Source organism: Streptomyces mesophilus, from assembly GCF_011044995.1.
Lineage (GTDB): Bacteria > Actinomycetota > Actinomycetes > Streptomycetales > Streptomycetaceae > Streptomyces > Streptomyces mesophilus.
The window spans coordinates 1-16,649 of record NZ_JAAKZW010000188.1 but is presented as its reverse complement, the minus strand read 5'-3'; the positions used below and the strand labels follow the sequence as shown (position 1 = coordinate 16,649).

The following is a 16,649-nucleotide window of genomic DNA, read 5'->3' as shown; positions in this document are numbered from 1 at the left end:
GGGTGGGCTGTAAGCGCACCAGGGGTCCTCCGCCAGCGTTCGCCCCGTCATCGCGTACGCCCGCGACCGCGACCCGCCGCACACCGTGTTGTACTCGCAGCGGCCGCACTTGCCCTCGAGAAGAGACGGATCGCGGAGGGAGTTGAACAGGGCCGAACCCCGGTAGATGTCCGGCAGCGGGTGGTTCTTGACGTTGCCCGCCGACAGGGGCAGGAACCCGCTGGGGTGGACCTCGCCCGTGTGCGAGACGAAGACGAAGCCGCGGCCCGAGCCCACGTCCATGGGAGGGCGGCGTACAGCCCGCCGCGCACCGTCGAAGACGCCCAGCTCACGGGCGCGGGCGATGAGCGAGGCGTACAGCGGGCCCGTCACCGGCTGCTCCCCGCGCTCGGCCAGGGCCGTGCGCTGGAGGGCGATCCGCCGGAAGTGGTGGCCTTCCGTGGTCTTCGTCGCCATGACCGCGCCGCAGTCGTAGAGGAAGTGCAGGACGTCCTCGACCTCCGCGGGCGTCAAGGAGTCCAGCTGCTCGCCGCGCCCGGTCGGGACCAGGATGAAGCCGCTCCAGATCATCGCGCCCTCGCGCTTCACGACCGCCGCGATATCGGCCAGGTCGTGCAGGCTGTCCCGGGTGACCGTGGTGTTGATCTGCACCTTGAGGCCGAGCTCGCGGGCCATCCGCCAGCCGTCGAGCGTCCAGTCGTAGACCCCGTCGACGCCGCGGAACGCGTCGTGCCGCGCGGCCGTCGAGCCGTCCAGGGACAGCGAAAGGGCGACGGCGCCCGCTTCCCGTACGGCCGCGAGATTCTCGTACGTGAGGGTGGGCGTGCCGGAGGGCGAGACCGCGATACGGAGACCGAGCGAGGTCCCGTACGCGATGAGCTCGCACAGGTCCGCGCGCTGGAACGGATCGCCGCCCGTGATCACGAACAGCGGGCTCGGTTTGCCGAAGGACGCGATCTGGTCCATGAGGGCGCGCGCGTCCGCGCCGTCCAACTCGCCAGGGTCGCAGGTGAGTTGGGCCTCGGCGCGACAGTGCAGGCACGCCAGGGGGCAGGCGCGCGTCGCCTCCCAGATGACGATGAACGGCCGCTCGCCGACCGAGTGGCGCGGGGTGCGGACGACGCCCTTCACGAGCCGACCTTCTCCCAGCCGCGCCGCGACGGACGGTGCGCGAGCTGCTGCGGGTCGCGGCTGCGGTAGACCACGTACGGGCGGAAGAGGTACTTCAGCGGGGCGCTGAACATGTGGACCAGGCGCGAGAAGGGGATGAGGAGGAAGAGACCGAGGCCGAACAGCACATGCAGCTGGAAGGCGACCGGGGCCTGGCCCATCAGCGCGTAATCCGGCTGGAAGGTGAACAGGGAACGGAACCACAGCGAGACGCCCTCGCGGTAGTTGTAATCGCCGGTCGCGCCGGTCGAGTTGAGCAGCGTGGCCACGATCCCGAGCGCCATCGCGCCGAGCAGGAACGTGTACATCAGGTGGTCGCTCTTCAGCGTCGCCTGCCGCACGGCGGGCACCTTGAAGCGGCGGTAGACCAGGATGCCGATGCCCACGGCCGCCGCGACACCCGCGACCGACCCCGTGGAGACGGCGAGCAGGTGGTACGTGTGGTCGCTGAGCCCCACCGCGTCGGTCCAGGTCTTGGGGATCAGGAGCCCGACCACATGCCCGACGACCACGAACGCCATCCCGAAGTGGAACAGCGGCGAGCCGATCCGCAGCAGACGCGATTCGTGCACCTGCGTGGAGTGCGTGGTCCAGCCGAACTTGTCGTAGCGCGCCCGCCAGATCAGCCCGGAGACCAGCAGCACCACGACGACATAGGGGAAGGCTCCCCACAGGATCAGGTCCATCAGGCCGGCGTCCTTTCCGGAGTCACCGGACGTTCCGGAGTTTCCAGGCGGGTGGTGGGCCAAGGGAGTTCGACTCCCGGCCCGAAGGGTTCGAGCGGATCCGAGAGCCCGACGCTCTCGTGCTTCGGCCCGCGCTTGGCGAGCGCCTTCGCCTCGGCCTTGGTCTCGGGCGAGGGCCCGGGCAGCGTGGCGCAGACCGCTTCGAGGACTCGGGCGTACGGGGTGTCGGCGGCGGTCACGGCGAGGCGGAGCAGTTCGAGCCCGGCCCGGTGCTCTTCGAGGAGCAGGGTGCCGGCCTCGGGATGCAGGGCCGCGAACTCCAGGGCCACGGGCAGGAAGTCAGGCAGTTCATCGCTCGCGAACTCCAGGCCGAAGTCGCGGTAGATGCGCTTCATGCGGACCAGGGACAGACCGCGGTTGCGGGTGTCGCCGTCCGTCCACCACGTGAGGTAGAGGCAGCGGCGGTTACGGGTGTCGAAGACGTCGCCGTAGTGCGCGGCGAGTTCCAGTTCCGGCGTCACGCGTGCGTACGCGAGGAATTCGGCGAGGAGTCGGGCCGGTTCGGGGGCCGCCCCGGTGAGGGCCGCCTCGAACCGCGGGAGCTCCTCGTGCAGGCGTGCGTCGGGGTACTGGAGAAGTCGTCCGGCGACCAGGCGTACCAGCGCATCGGGGGTCATGCACTCCTCCGCGTCGGGGAGAGGTTGAGCAGCGGGCGGCTGCCGCCCAGCGCTTGGGCAGAGACAGGGCACGAGTCGTCGAGCGGATGCGTGTCGGCCAGCGCGTCCGCGTCGGCGCGCGCCGCCGTCGGAATCACATACCGGTCCTCGTACTTGGCGATCGCGAGCAGCCGGAACATGTCCTCGATCTCCTCGCCGGTCAGCCCGACGGCGGCCGCGATCGACTCGTCGCGCGGCTGCTTCAGATTGACCCGGCGCATGTACGCGCGCATCGCGGCCATCCGGCGAAGGACCGCGTCGACGACGTACGTGTCACCGGCCGCGAGCAGCTCCGCCAGGTACTCGACCGGGATGCGCATCGCGTCGATGGCGCCGAACAGATTGCCCGCGTCCTCGCCGTCGCTGCCGGTCGCGGCGACCGCGTCGACGACCGGGGAGAGCGGCGGGACGTACCAGACCATGGGCATGGTGCGGTACTCCGGGTGCAGCGGCAGCGCGACCTGGTAGGTGCAGATCAGGTCGTAGATGGGGGAGCGGCGGGCGGCGTCGAGCCACTCGTCCGTGATGCCGTTCGCGCGGGCTGCGGCGATCACGGCCGGGTCGTGCGGGTCGAGGAACGCACCCAACTGGGCGGGGTACAGGTCCTGTTCGTCCTCGACCGCCGCGGCCTCGGTGACCTTGTCCGCGTCGTACAGCATCACGCCGAGATAGCGCATCCGCCCGACACAGGTCTCCGAGCACACGGTCGGAAGGCCGACCTCGACGCGCGGGAAGCAGAAGGTGCACTTCTCGGCCTTGCCGGTGGAGTGGTTGAAGTAGACCTTCTTGTACGGGCAGGAGGACACGCACATCCGCCAGCCGCGGCACTGGTCCTGGTCGACCAGGACGATGCCGTCCTCGACGCGCTTGTACATCGCGCCGGACGGGCAGGCGGACACACAGGCCGGGTTGAGGCAGTGCTCGCACACGCGCGGCAGATAGAACATGAAGCTCTGCTCGAACTCCATGCGGATCTGCTCGCCGACCTGGTCGCGGATGGTGTTGACCTTCTCGACGAGCGGGTCCTTGACGGCGTGCTCGGGTCCGCCGCCCAGGTTGTCCTCCCAGTTGGGACCCCACTCGATCTTGTCGATCGGCTCACCGGTGACCTGCGAGACGGGCCGGGCGACGGGCATGTCGTCGCCGGCCGGGGCCTCGGTGAGGTTCTTGTACTCGTACGTCCAGGGCTGGTAGTAGTCCTCGATCTGAGGCATCTCCGGGTTGGCGAAGATCTGCCCGAGGCGCTTCGCCTTGCCGCCGGCCTTGAGCCGCAGCCGTCCCGAACGGGTGCGCTCCCAGCCGCCCTTCCACTTCTCCTGGTCCTCCCAGCGCCGGGGGTAGCCCTGGCCGGGCAGCGTCTCGACGTTGTTGAACCAGACGTATTCGGTGCCCTTGCGGTTGGTCCACGCCTGCTTGCAGGTGACCGAGCAGGTGTGGCAGCCGATGCACTTGTCGAGGTTCATGACCATCGCGACTTGAGCCATGACGCGCATGTATCAGTACTCCACCTTCTGGTCGCGGCGGCGGATGACCGTCACCTCGTCGCGCTGGTTGCCGGTCGGGCCGAGGTAGTTGAAGGCCCAGGTCAACTGGGCGTAGCCGCCCACGAGATGGGTGGGCTTGAGCATGATCCGGGTCAGCGAGTTGTGGATACCGCCGCGCCTGCCGGTCTTCTCCGTCTTCGGGACGCCGACCGTGCGCTCCTGCGCGTGGTTCATGTAGACCGTGCCCGGCGGCATCTTGTGCGAGACGATCGCGCGGGCCGTGACCACACCGTTGCGGTTGACGGCCTCGATCCAGTCGTTGTCCGCGACCCCGATGGACTCGGCGTCCTGCGGCGACATCCACACCGTCTGACCGCCGCGGCCGAGCGTCATCATGTACAGGTTGTCCTGGTACTGGCTGTGGATCGCCCACTTGTTGTGCGGGGTCAAGTACCGCACGGCGACGGACTTTTCACCGGAGGCGGAGTCGACCTGACCGAGCTTCGGCTCCCCGTACAGCTTGTTCATGTCCAGCGGCGGCTTGTACACCGGCATCGATTCGCCGACCTCGTGGATCCAGTCGTGGTCGAGGAAGAAGTGCTGGCGCCCGGTGAGGGTGTGCCAGGGCTTGAGGTGCTCGGTGTTCACGGTGAACGCCGTGTAGCGCCGGCCGCCGGACTCGCTGCCGGACCACTCGGGGCTGGTGATGACCGGCACGGGACGGGCCTGCGTGTCGGCGAACGTGATCCGCTTGCCCTCGGCCTCGGCGGCGAGATGCGCCATCTCCTGCCCGGTGGACTTCTCCAGGGTGTGGAAACCCTGGGTGGCCAGGCGCCCGTTGGAGGTGCCGGAGAGCTGGAGGATCGCCTCGCAGGCCCGCTGTGCGGTGTCGAGCCGCGGGCGTCCCGCGGCCACTCCGCCGCGTACGACCCCGTTCTTCTCCTTCAGATACGCGACTTCCTCGCCGACCTCGTACGTGACCGCCTTCGTGGTCACGCCCAGGGTGTCGACCAGCGGGCCGAGCGCGGCGAACTTCTCGCCGACAGCGCCGTAATCCCGCTCGACGACGGTCAGGTTGTACATAGTCCGGCCCGGGACGGGCTCGCACTCGCCCTTCGACCAGTCGAGCGCCACGCCACCGGGCTGGGCCATCTCGCCGCCGGGGGTGTCGTGCTGGAGCGCGGTCGCGACGAGGTCCTTGCGGACGCCCAGGTGCTCCTTCGCCAGTTCGCCGAAGCGCTTGGCTATCGCGTGGAACGCGTCGTAGTCCGAGCGCGCCTGCCAGGGCGGGTCCACGGCCGGGGTGAACGCGTGCAGGAAGGGATGCATGTCGGTGGACGACAGATCGTGCTTCTCGTACCAGGTGGCCGCCGGCAGGACGACATCGGCGAGCAGCGTCGTCGAGGTCATCCGGAAGTCCATGGTGAGCAGCAGATCGAGCTTGCCCTCGACGTCCTCCTCGTGCCAGGTCACGTCCCGCGGCTCACAACGCGGCCCGTCCTCGGGCAGGTTGGAATGGGTGCCGAGCAGGTGCTTGAGGAAGTACTCGTTGCCCTTGGACGACGACCCGAGGAGATTCGCCCGCCATACGTTGAGCACGCGCGGCCAGTTGCCCGGCGCGTCCGGATCCTCGCCGGCGAAGCCGAGCTCGCCGTCCTTGAGCAGCTGCACTGTGTGCTGGACCGGGTCCTCGGCCGCCTCGCCCAGTTCCAGGGGGTTGCGGTCGAAGGTCGGATACGAGGGCATCCAGCCCATGCGCGCGGAGGCGGCCAGACAGTCGGCGCCGGTCATGCCCGCGAAGCGGCCGTCGCCGAGCGGTGAGGCGAGGGCGTCGGCGGGCAGGCTGTCGTAGCGCCACTGGTCGGTGTGCAGGTAGAACCAGCCCGCGCCGATCATGTGGCGCGGCGGCCGGCCCCAGTCGGACGCGCTCGCGAGCGTCGCCCAGCCGGTGACCGGACGGCACTTCTCCTGGCCGACGTAGTGGCCCCAGCCGCCGCCGTTGCGGCCCTGGCAGCCGGTCATCGTCAGCAGGGCGAGGAAGGCGCGGTAGATCGTCTCGGAGTGGAACCAGTGGTTGGTTCCGGCGCCCATGAGGATCATGCAGCGGCCCTCGGAGTCCACGGCGGTCTGCGCGAACTCCCTTGCCACACGGGTGGCTTGGGCCGCCGGGACCGAGGTGAGGGTCTCCTGCCAGCCGGGGGTGCCGGGGGTCCGCGTGTCCTCGTACGACGTGGGCCACTCGCCGGGCAGGCCGGGGCGCTCGACGCCGTACTGGGCGAGCAGCAGGTCGAACACGGTGGTGACGAGCCGGTCGCCTACGCGGCGGACGGGGACGCCGCGGCGCATCACGCCGTCCTCGTCGAAGCGGGGGAGGGTGACCGTCACTTGGTCGTCCGCGTGGTCGACGAGGGTGAGCCGGGGCACGGTGTCGCCGAGGTCGAGGTTCCACTCGGGCGTCTCGTTCTTGCCCCAGCGGTGGCCCAGCGTGCCGTTGGGGACGGTGAGTTCGCCGGTCACGTCGTCGAGGAGCACGGTCTTCCACGCGGCGTTCTCGGTGTCGTGGCCGAGGTCTTCGGCATTGAGGAACTTGCCGGGCACGAGGCCCTGTTCGTTCTCCGTGAGCGTGATCAGGAACGGCAGATCGGTGTACTGCCGCACGTAATTCTCAAAGAACTCCGTCTTCTTCTCGACGAAGAATTCCTTGAGGATGACGTGGCCCATGGCGAGAGCGAGCGCACCGTCCGTCCCCGGGTGCGGATGCATCCACTCGTCGGCGAACTTGGTGTTGTCCGCGAAATCCGGCGACACGGTGACGACCTTCTGGCCGCGGTAACGGGCCTCGGCCATCCAGTGCGCGTCCGGGGTGCGGGTCACCGGCACATTGGAGCCCCACATCATCAGATACGCGGCGTCCCACCAGTCACCCGATTCCGGAACGTCCGTCTGGTCGCCGAAAACCTGCGGGGATGCGACCGGGAGATCCGCGTACCAGTCGTAGAAGCTGAGCATCGGCGCACCGATCAGCGAATGGAACCGCGCACCGGCCGCGTGCGAGGCCATCGACATCGCGGGAATCGGCGAGAATCCGGCCACGCGGTCGGGCCCGTAATTCTTGATGGTGTGCACATGGGCGGCCGCGGCGATCTCCGTGGCCTCTTCCCAAGTGGCCCGCACCAGGCCGCCCTTGCCGCGCGCCTTCTGGTACTTACGGCGGCGCTCGTCGTCCTTTTGGATGTCGGCCCAGGCCAGCACCGGGTCCTTGAGGCGCTTCTTCGCCTCGCGGTACATCTCCAGGAGCGTGCCGCGGACCAGCGGATAGCGCACGCGCGTCGGCGAATACGAGTACCAGGAGAAGGAAGCCCCGCGCGGGCATCCGCGCGGCTCGTATTCGGGACGGTCGGGGCCGGTCGACGGATAATCCGTGGCCTGGGTCTCCCAGGTGATGATGCCGTCCTTGACGTACACCTTCCAGCGGCACGATCCGGTGCAGTTCACGCCGTGCGTCGAATAGACGACCTTGTCGTGGCTCCAGCGGTCACGGTAGAAGACCTCGGCGGCGCGGCCGCCGGTATGCGTGATGGTGCGCAGGTCCTCCGACACCTGGGACACGTCGGAGCGGCGGAAGAAACCACCGGCCTTGATCAATGCTTCGGCAGCGCTCTTGCTGTCCTGCTGCACGCCTCGTCCCTCCGGACACCTGTGGAATTGGCTTGATCCGAGGCTATGCCTGCATTTCGGGCACTTGTGGTGACAGAGGTCCCCTACGGCCGGGACCTCTTCCCTGACTTCCCCAGGACCCGCCCTGCGAGGGTGGAGGGGTCAACATTCCGGAGTCGGGAGGGTTTTGTGAGCCGCGGTCGCAGTCGCAGTCGCAGCCGCGGTCGCTGGCTGCCGGATCAGCACGGTGCGTGGGCGATGCTCGCGGTGCCGTTCCTCGCGGGTACGCTCCTGGGCTCACCGCGGTGGGCGCACCTGCCGCTCCTGGCGGCCTGGCTGCTCGGCTATATGGCGACGTACCACGCCCAGCAGTGGCTGCGTCTGTCGCGCCTCTCCCGCAACCCGAAGGCGCCGCGCCGCCATATCCGCCCGGCGCTTGTCTTCGGCGCCGCGTTCGCCGTGCTCGGGCTCCCGCTGGCGTACCGGTACCCGTGGCTCCTGGCCGCCTGCCTGGTCGCCGTCCCCTTCGTGGCGGCCAATACCTGGTACGCGCGGCGCAACAAGGAGCGCGCGCTGGTCAACGGCCTGCTCGCGGTGGTCCCGGCGTGCGGCATGCTCCTGGTCACCTACCGCCTGGGGGAGGGCAGTTGGGGCGCGCTCGGCCCGGCGCTCGCCTGTCTCCTCTACTTCGCGGGCACGGTCCCGTACGTGAAGACGATGATCCGCGAGCGCAACTCCCGGACTTACTACCGGGGTTCGGTGACCTACCACGCACTCGCGATCCCCGCGGCCGCCCTGCTGAGCCCCTGGCTCGCGCTCCCGTTCGCCGCCTATCTCGTACGGGCCCTCGTGCTGCCGGGCCGGGGCGTGAAGGTGCCGGTGGTGGGCGCGATCGAGGTCATGGGGTCGGTGGCGCTCCTTGTGACGTTGCTCCTGGCGTTCTAGAGCGCGCCCTTGCGGGTCAGGTGATTGAACGCCAGCCATCCCGGAAGCACCGGAAGCCACAGGGTCAGCAACCGGTAGAGCAGCACCGCGGGAGTGGCGATCTCGATGGGCACGCCGGCGAGCGGCACCAGCAGCGTGGAGATAGCGATCTCCACCGCCCCCACACCACCAGGCGTCGGCGCCGCCGACCCGGCGGCGTTGCCCACGAGGAACGCCACCGCGACCCCCGCCAGGCTGACCGAGGTCGCGTCCGCCCCGAAGGCCACCAGACACGCGTACAGGCACATCACGAAGGACGCCGTCAGAAGCAGCATCCCGCCGATCCCCGTGAGCAGCTTCTGCGGTCGCTGCAGCACATCCAGCATGCGCGGCACGACCCCCGCGAACAGCGACCGCACGCGCGTGGACAGGAACTTCCGCAGGAACGGCACCGCGGTCACCACGAGCACGAGCACGGCGACGGTGAGCAGTCCGGCGATCACCGCACGGGACGGTGTGAAATCCGCCTTGTTCTCCGTGCCGGTCAGATAGCCGAACGTCAGGAGCAGCAGAATGTGCGACCCGAGGCCGAACAGCTGTGAGGCCCCGACGCTCGCCACCGCGAGCCCGGAGCGCACCCCGGCCCGCTGCAGGAAGCGCGTGTTGAGCGCCACGCCGCCGACCGCGGCCGGCGCCACGATCTTCACGAAGGACCCGGCCACCTGTGCCGCGATGGTCCTCAGGAAGGGCACACGCTCCGGTACGAAACCGAGCAGGCTCATGGCCGCGGCCACATAACTGAGCATGGAGAACGCGACCGCGGCCGCCACCCAGCCCCACTCCGCGTTCTCGAGCCGCGCGAACTCGAACTCGGTCAGCTGCCCCATGAGGAAGTACGCCGCGATCGCCCCCGCGATCCAGCTGATCAGCGTGCGCGGCTTGATCCGCTCCAACTGGGCCGGTTCGACCGGCGCCTGCGGACGGATGCTGAGCACCTGGTGGCGGATCTGGGTGAGCAGGTCGTCCTCACGGGTCTCCTCGACGGCCTCGTCGATCGCCCGCTTCTCCGCCTGCCGCTCGGCCTTGCTGGCCTTGTGCAGCGAGGTGTCGGCGTCGCCCTCGCCGGAGGCCCGTGCCTCCTTCGCATGCCGCGAGGCATCAAGGACCGCCTCCCGCTCCCGCTCCGCCCGCTCGCGGCCGAGCCTGCGCAGGATCGCCCGCGTCGAGCGCGACAGCGCGATCGGCTGAAGCAGCGGCAGACAGTCCGCGACCGTGTCCCCGCCGAGCACCTCGACCGCCCCGGCGACGGCCCGCTCGGCCCCGACCCGCAGCCCGAACGTCGTCAGGAGCTGCGCGATGTCCATACGGAGCAGCAGGTCACCGGCCGCGATCTCGCCGCCCCGGAGATCCGTGATGATCACCTTGCCGGAACGATCCACCAAGATCGCGTCGCCGGCCAGCCGCCTGTGCGCGATCCGCCGCGACTGAAGCGCCTGCACCTGCCGCCAGGTGTCCCGCATCAGGCCGTCGGTGATGGCGTCGTCGTCGAGCGAGTCGAGTCTGCGCCCGCCGGTGTGCTCGTACACGAGCATCACGGCGTCCGGGCCCAGCTCGGACGTGGCGATCAGCTTGGGCGCGTTGGCACCCGCGGCGATCGCCGCGTACGCGAGCAGCGCCTCCTGTTCGAGGGCCTGCCGCAGTGACAGAAGCGAGCGGCGGGTGGTCAGCGAGCGCAGCGTCAGACGCCGCCACACCCGGTAGAAGAAGCCGTGCGCCTGCTGCTCGCGGTCGACCACCGTGATGTCGAGCGGCGGCCCGTCCTCAAGCGTCACGAAGTAGTGCCGGCCCCGGTCGCCGCTGTCCGGCGCGTCCGAGGTCTCCTCGGCGCGCGCCGCGCTCACCGGCTTGAAGCCGACATGGCGCAGACCGCTCAGGAGGTTCTGCGCGGTGGGCCGCACGTTGGGCGAACCGACCGCGTACAGCGTTCCGTACGCGACGGACCAGCCGATGAGCACGGTCAGGATGATCGAGAACGGCGTGGTGTACCCGGCGACCAGCATCGACACCGCGTCGAGCAGCAGCACCGCCCACAGCAGTACGCGCCAGCGCGGCCGCCGGGACAGACCGACCGCCATCATGTACGCGATCACCGGCGCGAGATAGCCGTGCACGGGATCGGTCAGCTGCCCCGCGTCGTTGAGGCGGGTCAGGGCGTCCCGTACGGATTCGGGCGCGGCCTGCGCGACCCAGAGATCGGTGGCCAGGGTGACGCCGTGGGCGAGCACGGCCGCGAGCACACCGTCGGCGATCCGCAGGCCGTCCCGTTTGATCAGCCGCTCGATGGCGAACGCCACGGGGACGAGCAGCACCGCGATGCTGGACGCCAGACCCGCGAACTTGATCAGCAGATCGGGAGCCGTCCCGGTCCGCTTGTAGATGTCGTCCTCGAGGCCGCTCGTGGTGCCGTGCGCGAACGCGGCGATGGAGAGAAGGAGCGCGATCGCCAGGATCCCGACGAGCAGCCGCATCAGGTCCGAGGGCCGGTGCACACGGGCGGGCAGCAGCGGCTCGTCGCCCTCGACCCGGTCGACGTTCCCCTCGGCCGGCGCGTGCTCGTGGTGATCGCGCTGGTCCGCGTCGGTGGCGGCGCGATCTCCGTGGTCCGCGTCGGTGGCCGCGCCATTGCTTTCGTACGGGCGCGGGCGCGGCGACACGTCGTCAGGGTGCGACGAAGCGGCAGCGGAGCTTTCGCCCTTCAAGGGGTCCGCTCCCTGCGTACCTTCGGAATCCGTCGCTTTTTGATCTCGTATCACCAGTCACCGCCCGGATGATGGTGGCATGAGCCACCGACGTCAGGGGGCATCAGGGTGCAATCAGGAGACACCGCGTGCCGGTGTTGTGAGAGTTTGCCCGGCCCGTGCCGCCCGGCACCCGTCGCCACGGACCCGTCGGACTGTCGGTGGCGTACGGCACCATGGAGCGGATGAGCGAGCAGCGGCCCCCTGAGATCCACGCGATCCCTGAGATCCCTGAGATCCCTGAGATCCCCGAGTACGCCGAGCGCGTGCTCGAGGTCGCCGAGCAGATCCCGCCCGGCCGCGTCATGACGTACGGCGATGTCGCCGAGTGGCTCGGCGAGGGCGGTCCCCGGCAGGTCGGCCGCGCGATGGCGCTCTACGGCGGCGCGGTCCCGTGGTGGCGTGTGGTGCGCTCGGACGGGGTGCTGCTGCCCGGGCACGAGCGGCGCGCGCTCGAGCGGTACCGGGTGGAGGCCACACCGCTGCGGACGGCCGCGGACGGCGGCCAACGGCTCGACATGCGGCGGGCGCGCTGGGACGGCGCGCAGCCTGAGGGGCCCACTCACACATGACAGCTTCCGACATCCGCGCGCCTCAGGGGCGATGGCGGGCCCGTCCGGGGGAAGCGGGGCCAGGATACGGCGTTCGCGCAGGCCAAGGGCAGCAACCACGGGAAGCGGCGAGACCCGCCTCCGCACTCGCGTAGCGTCGGGCGCGGCAGTCACCGTGCCGCCACCGCACCCGGCAGCCCCGGCGTCCACACCTGGGCACCGCCACCGCTTTCCACCACGTACACCCACCAGGACCGGCGATCCACGTGAGCTCCTCCACTTCCGAACGGCGCACTCCGGACGCTCTGACGCGTCCGGGGACCCACGGTGCGTACCGCCTGGTGCGTACCCGGCCGCCGCGTGTGGATCCCCCTGGTCTGGACGCAGCTCAGCGCGCGGTGGTTGACCATGAGGGCGGACCGCTTCTCGTTCTCGCGGGTCCCGGCACCGGCAAGACCACCACGCTGGTCGAGGCCGTCACCCGGCGCGTCGAGGAGGGCACGGACCCCGAGCGGATCCTGGTCCTCACCTTCAGCCGCAAGGCCGCCGTCGAACTGCGCGACCGGATGGCGCTCAGGATCGGCGGCGTACGGGCGCCGCAGGCCTCCACGTTCCACTCCTTCTGTTACGCCCTGGTCCGCGCCCACCAGGATGTGGACCTGTTCGTCAATCCGCTGCGGCTGCTGTCCGGACCCGAGCAGGACGTGATGGTCCGCGAACTGCTCGAAGGCGAGCTGGAACTGGCGGCCGAGGGCCACGCCCGGATCCGCTGGCCCGAGGACCTGCGCGCCTGCCTGACCACCCGCGGCTTCGCCGACGAGGTCCGCGCGGTGCTCGCCCGCAGCCGCGAACTGGGCCTCGGCCCGGACGCGCTCGCCGACTTCGCCCGCCGTATCGGCCGCCCCGACTGGCACGCGGCGGCCGGCTTCCTCGCCGAGTACCTCGACGTGCTCGACGCGCAGGGCGTCCTCGACTACGCGGAACTCGTCCACCGCGCGGTCCTGCTCGCCCGCCGCCCGGACGTCGCCGCGCAGCTGTCGATGCGTTACGACGCGGTGTTCGTCGACGAGTACCAGGACACCGACCCCTCCCAGGTGCGTTTGCTGGAGGCGCTCGCGGGCGACGGCCGCACCCTGGTCACGTTCGGCGACCCGGACCAGTCGATCTACGCCTTCCGCGGCTCGGACGTGAACGGCATCCTCGACTTCCCGGACGCCTTTCCCCGTAAGGACGGACGCCCGGCCCCCGTCGAGGTCCTCACGACCTCCCGCCGCTCGGGTGCCGCGCTCCTGGCCGCGACCCGTCTCATCACCCGCCGGATGCCCCTGCCGCGGCTGCCCGTCGAGAAGGTCCGCCGCCACCGCGAGCTTGCGGCCGTAAGCGAGGGCGGCGGCGTCGAGGTCTACACGTATCCGACCCCCGGCACCGAACTCGACAACATCGCCGACCTGTTGCGCCGCGCGCATCTGGAGGACGGCATCCCGTGGTCGGAGATGGCGGTCCTGGTGCGTGCGGGCGCCCGCACCATCCCGGGCGTCCGCCGGACGCTCACCGCGGCCGGTGTCCCCCTGGAGATAGACGGCGACGACCTGGCCCTGCGCCACGAACCGGCGGTCGCGACGCTGCTGCTCGCGCTGCGGGCGGTGGCGGAGGGGGTGCTCGCGGAGCGCGAGGGCGGTGGTGACGGTCGTGATCAGGGTGATGGCGATGACGGCGTACGGGGGGACGCAGGCGTAGGGGAAGACGGAGCCGTGGACGGGGAGACGGCGGAGGACGAGGCGACCGCGGAAGGCGAGACGGCGGAGGACGAGGCGACCGCGGAAGGCGAGACGCCCGGCGACGAACCGTCCGCCGGTGGTGACGTGACCGGTGACGAACCGTCCGCCGGCGATGACGTGACCCCTTCCTGGCTCTCCACCGAGACCGCCCTCACCCTGCTCACCTCCCCGCTCGCCGGCATGGACCCCGCCGACCTGCGCCGGCTCGGCCGCGCCCTGCGCGACGAGGAACGGGCCGGCGGCAACCGCACGCCGCGGCCCTCCGACGAGCTGCTCGCCCGCGCGCTCGCCGAGCCCGAGCGGCTCGCCGCGCACGACCCCGCGTACGCGAAGGGAGCCCAGCGTCTTGGCGCGCTGCTGCTCAAGACGCGCGAACTGCTCGCAGGAGGCGGCACCGCCGAGGACGCGCTGTGGGAGCTGTGGGACGGGACCCCGTGGCCGGCCCGCCTGGAGCGCGCCTCGTACCGGGGCGGCGCCGCCGGGCGGAACGCGGACCGTGATCTGGACGCCGTGTGCGCCCTGTTCGCGACCGCGGCGCGCGCCGAGGAGCGCACGGGCGGGCGCGGTGCGCTCAACTTCCTGGAGGAGGCCGAGGCCGAGGACATCGCCGCGGACACCCTCACCAAGCGGACGGTCAGGCCCGATGCCGTACGGCTGATGACCGCCCACCGTTCCAAGGGCCTTCAGTGGCGGTTCGTCGTGGTCGCCGGAGTGCAGGAGGGGCTCTGGCCCGATCTGCGGCGCCGCGGCTCCCTGCTCGAAGCCGACCGGATCGGCCGCGACGGCCTCGCCGAACCGCTCACGCCGGGCGCCCTGCTCGCCGAGGAGCGCCGCCTCTTCTACGTGGCCGCGACCCGCGCCCGCGAACGCCTGGTCGTCACCGCGGTGAAGGCGCCCGCGGAGGACGGCGACCAGCCCTCCCGCTTCCTCACCGAACTCGGCGTCGAGGCCAAGGACATCACGTCCCGCCCGCGCCGCCCCCTGTCCGTCGCCTCCCTGGTCGCCGAGCTGCGTGCGACGACCGTGGACCCGCGCGCCTCCGAGGAACTGCGCGAGGCCGCCGCCGTACGCCTGGCCAGGCTCGCCGCGCTCAGCGACGAGGACGGCCGCCCCCTCGTACCGTCGGCGCACCCGTACCGCTGGTGGGGCATGTACGAGCCCACCCACAGCAAGCTCCCGCTGCGCGACCGCGACCACCCGGTCGCGCTCTCCGGCAGCGCGCTCGACCAGCTGGCCAACACCTGCTCGCTCCAGTGGTTCCTCGGCCGCGAGGTGAAGGCCGACGCCCCCGCGACCGCCGCGCAGGGCTTCGGCAACGTGGTGCACGTCCTCGCCGACGAGGTCGCCTCCGGCCGTACACCCGCCGACCTCGACGTGCTCATGGCCCGGCTCGACTCCGTATGGGACGGGCTGTCCTTCGACGCACCGTGGAAGTCCGCGCAGGAGAAGCAGAACGCGCGTGTGGCCCTGGAGCGCTTCCTGCGCTGGCATGTCGACTCCAACGCGACGCGTACGCCGGTCGCGAGCGAGCACGGATTCGACGTGACCCTGGAGACGGGCGACATGGAGGTCCGCATCCGCGGCTCCATGGACCGCGTGGAGACCGACGCGCAGGGCCGTGCGTACGTCGTCGACTTCAAGACCGGCAAGAACGCGCCGACCGCGGCCGAGGTGGAGCGCCACCCGCAGCTCGCCGTCTACCAGTTGGCGGTCCGCGAGGGTGCCCTCGACGAGGTCTTCGACGGGGAGCGGCCGCTGCCGGGCGGCGCGGAGCTCGTCCAGCTGCGCCAGCCCGCGCCGAAGAAGGACGGTGGCGAGGCGCTCCCGAGAGTCCAGGCACAGGGCCCCCTCAACGAAGGCGAATGGGTCGGCGACCTGCTCGCGAACGCGGCCGGCAAGGTCCTCGACGAACGCTTCAGGCCGTCGGCCGGACAGCACTGCACCCACTGCTCGTTCCAGGCGTCGTGCAGCGCACGTCCGGAGGGGCGGCACATCGTCGAGTGAGCGTGTGCGTCCGTTGTGCCCGCTCTGCGCCCGTTAGGGTCCGAGTGTCTGGGATCACATAACGGGAGGAATGACGCAATGCGCTTGTACGGAAAGTCGCTCGCCGTGGTCGGCATCGTCGGGGTCGCCCTGGCCGGCTGTTCGAGCGGCGGCGGTGAGCAGAGCTTCGACGGCAAGAGCGCCGGCACGATCGCGGACGAGGCGACCGCGGCCATGAAGTCCGCGAAGTCGTTCCGCCTCGCCACCGACGGCGAGGAGCGGGGCCAGCGCACCAAGGTGACCATGGAGGTCGCCGAGAGCGGGAAGTGCCGGACGAAGATGGACCTCCCGATGGTGGGGCAGGTCGAGTCGGTCACCGTCGACGGGACGTCGTACTCGAAGGGCGGGCCCGAGTTCATGAAGATGGTGCTCGGCGGCGAGGCGGCGGCGAAGGCGGCTCAGGGCCGCTGGGTGAAGTCCCCCGACAAGGCCAAGGACACGACCTGCCGGATCGAGTCGCTGTTCACACCGGAGGCGCTCAAGGGGTCGTCGCGCGGTGCGGACTCCTCGGTCGACGGCCACCGGACGGCGACGCTGACGAAGTCGGAGCAGGGCAACCAGGTCACGGTGCACGTGGCGGCGGAGGGCAAGCCGTACGTCCTGCGGATCGAGGCGCAGGGCGCCGCGAAGAACACGGCGACGTTCTCTTCCTTCGACGAGCGCATCGAGGTGAAGGCCCCACCGATGTCGGAGGTGGTCCCGGGCAAGCCCGGCGCCTGAGCAGCCTCAGCCCCTGCGGCGTTTGAGCAGATCCGAACGAAGTTCGGATGCGGGGCCTGGGGCGGAGCCCCGGTTTCGGGAAGGGGCGGGTCGGGGAGAAAGGCCCGCCGCAGGCGCCCACC

At 70.6% G+C, this 16,649-nt stretch carries 10 protein-coding genes; 4 read left to right on the top strand and 6 right to left on the bottom strand.

The genetic code is table 11. The features are described 5' to 3' along the window. The 5 genes from G6045_RS30995 to G6045_RS30975 form a co-directional block, all read right to left on the bottom strand. A partial coding sequence (locus G6045_RS30995) for a TIGR04053 family radical SAM/SPASM domain-containing protein (RefSeq protein WP_328707965.1) occupies positions 1-1,131 on the bottom strand: 1,131 nt, incomplete at its 3' end. Continuing rightward, positions 1,128-1,856, bottom strand: coding sequence for a respiratory nitrate reductase subunit gamma (narI, locus tag G6045_RS30990; RefSeq protein WP_165335479.1), 729 nt, complete (start codon positions 1,854-1,856; stop codon positions 1,128-1,130). The genes narI and G6045_RS30995, both read right to left, overlap by 4 nt. Beyond that, the gene (gene narJ / locus G6045_RS30985) at positions 1,856-2,533 is read right to left on the bottom strand and encodes a nitrate reductase molybdenum cofactor assembly chaperone (protein WP_165335478.1); all 678 of its coding nucleotides are present in this window, start codon (positions 2,531-2,533) and stop codon (positions 1,856-1,858) included. Before narJ ends, narI begins: the two co-directional genes overlap by 1 nt. Then, complete coding sequence (gene narH / locus G6045_RS30980) at positions 2,530-4,065, bottom strand: nitrate reductase subunit beta (protein ID WP_165335477.1); 1,536 nt, start codon at positions 4,063-4,065, stop codon at positions 2,530-2,532. Before narH ends, narJ begins: the two co-directional genes overlap by 4 nt. 3 nt (positions 4,066-4,068) lie before the next feature. Next, positions 4,069-7,734: a nitrate reductase subunit alpha gene (locus G6045_RS30975; RefSeq protein ID WP_165335476.1), complete on the bottom strand. Its 3,666-nt coding sequence runs from the start codon at positions 7,732-7,734 to the stop codon at positions 4,069-4,071. A gap of 132 nt (positions 7,735-7,866) precedes the next feature. Between G6045_RS30975 and G6045_RS30970 the strand changes: the two genes are divergently transcribed. Further along, positions 7,867-8,658: a YwiC-like family protein gene (locus G6045_RS30970; RefSeq protein WP_328707964.1), complete on the top strand. Its 792-nt coding sequence runs from the start codon at positions 7,867-7,869 to the stop codon at positions 8,656-8,658. Here the strand turns inward: G6045_RS30970 and G6045_RS30965 are convergent. After that, on the bottom strand, positions 8,655-11,450 hold the full coding sequence (locus tag G6045_RS30965; protein WP_328707963.1) for a lysylphosphatidylglycerol synthase transmembrane domain-containing protein: 2,796 nt from the start codon (positions 11,448-11,450) through the stop codon (positions 8,655-8,657). The genes G6045_RS30970 and G6045_RS30965 overlap by 4 nt on opposite strands. 170 nt (positions 11,451-11,620) lie before the next feature. Between G6045_RS30965 and G6045_RS30960 the strand changes: the two genes are divergently transcribed. From G6045_RS30960 to G6045_RS30950, 3 genes are all read left to right on the top strand, one after another. After that, on the top strand, positions 11,621-12,007 hold the full coding sequence (locus tag G6045_RS30960) for an MGMT family protein (protein ID WP_328707962.1): 387 nt from the start codon (positions 11,621-11,623) through the stop codon (positions 12,005-12,007). 245 nt (positions 12,008-12,252) lie between these two features. After that, positions 12,253-15,768 (top strand): ATP-dependent helicase, encoded by a 3,516-nt coding sequence (locus G6045_RS30955; protein WP_165335473.1) that lies wholly within the window; start codon positions 12,253-12,255, stop codon positions 15,766-15,768. A 78-nt stretch (positions 15,769-15,846) separates the two neighbouring features. Beyond that, positions 15,847-16,527 carry a hypothetical protein gene (locus G6045_RS30950; RefSeq protein ID WP_165335472.1) on the top strand — a complete coding sequence of 227 codons (681 nt, stop codon included), beginning with the start codon at positions 15,847-15,849 and terminating at the stop codon, positions 16,525-16,527. Positions 16,528-16,649 lie beyond the last annotated feature (122 nt).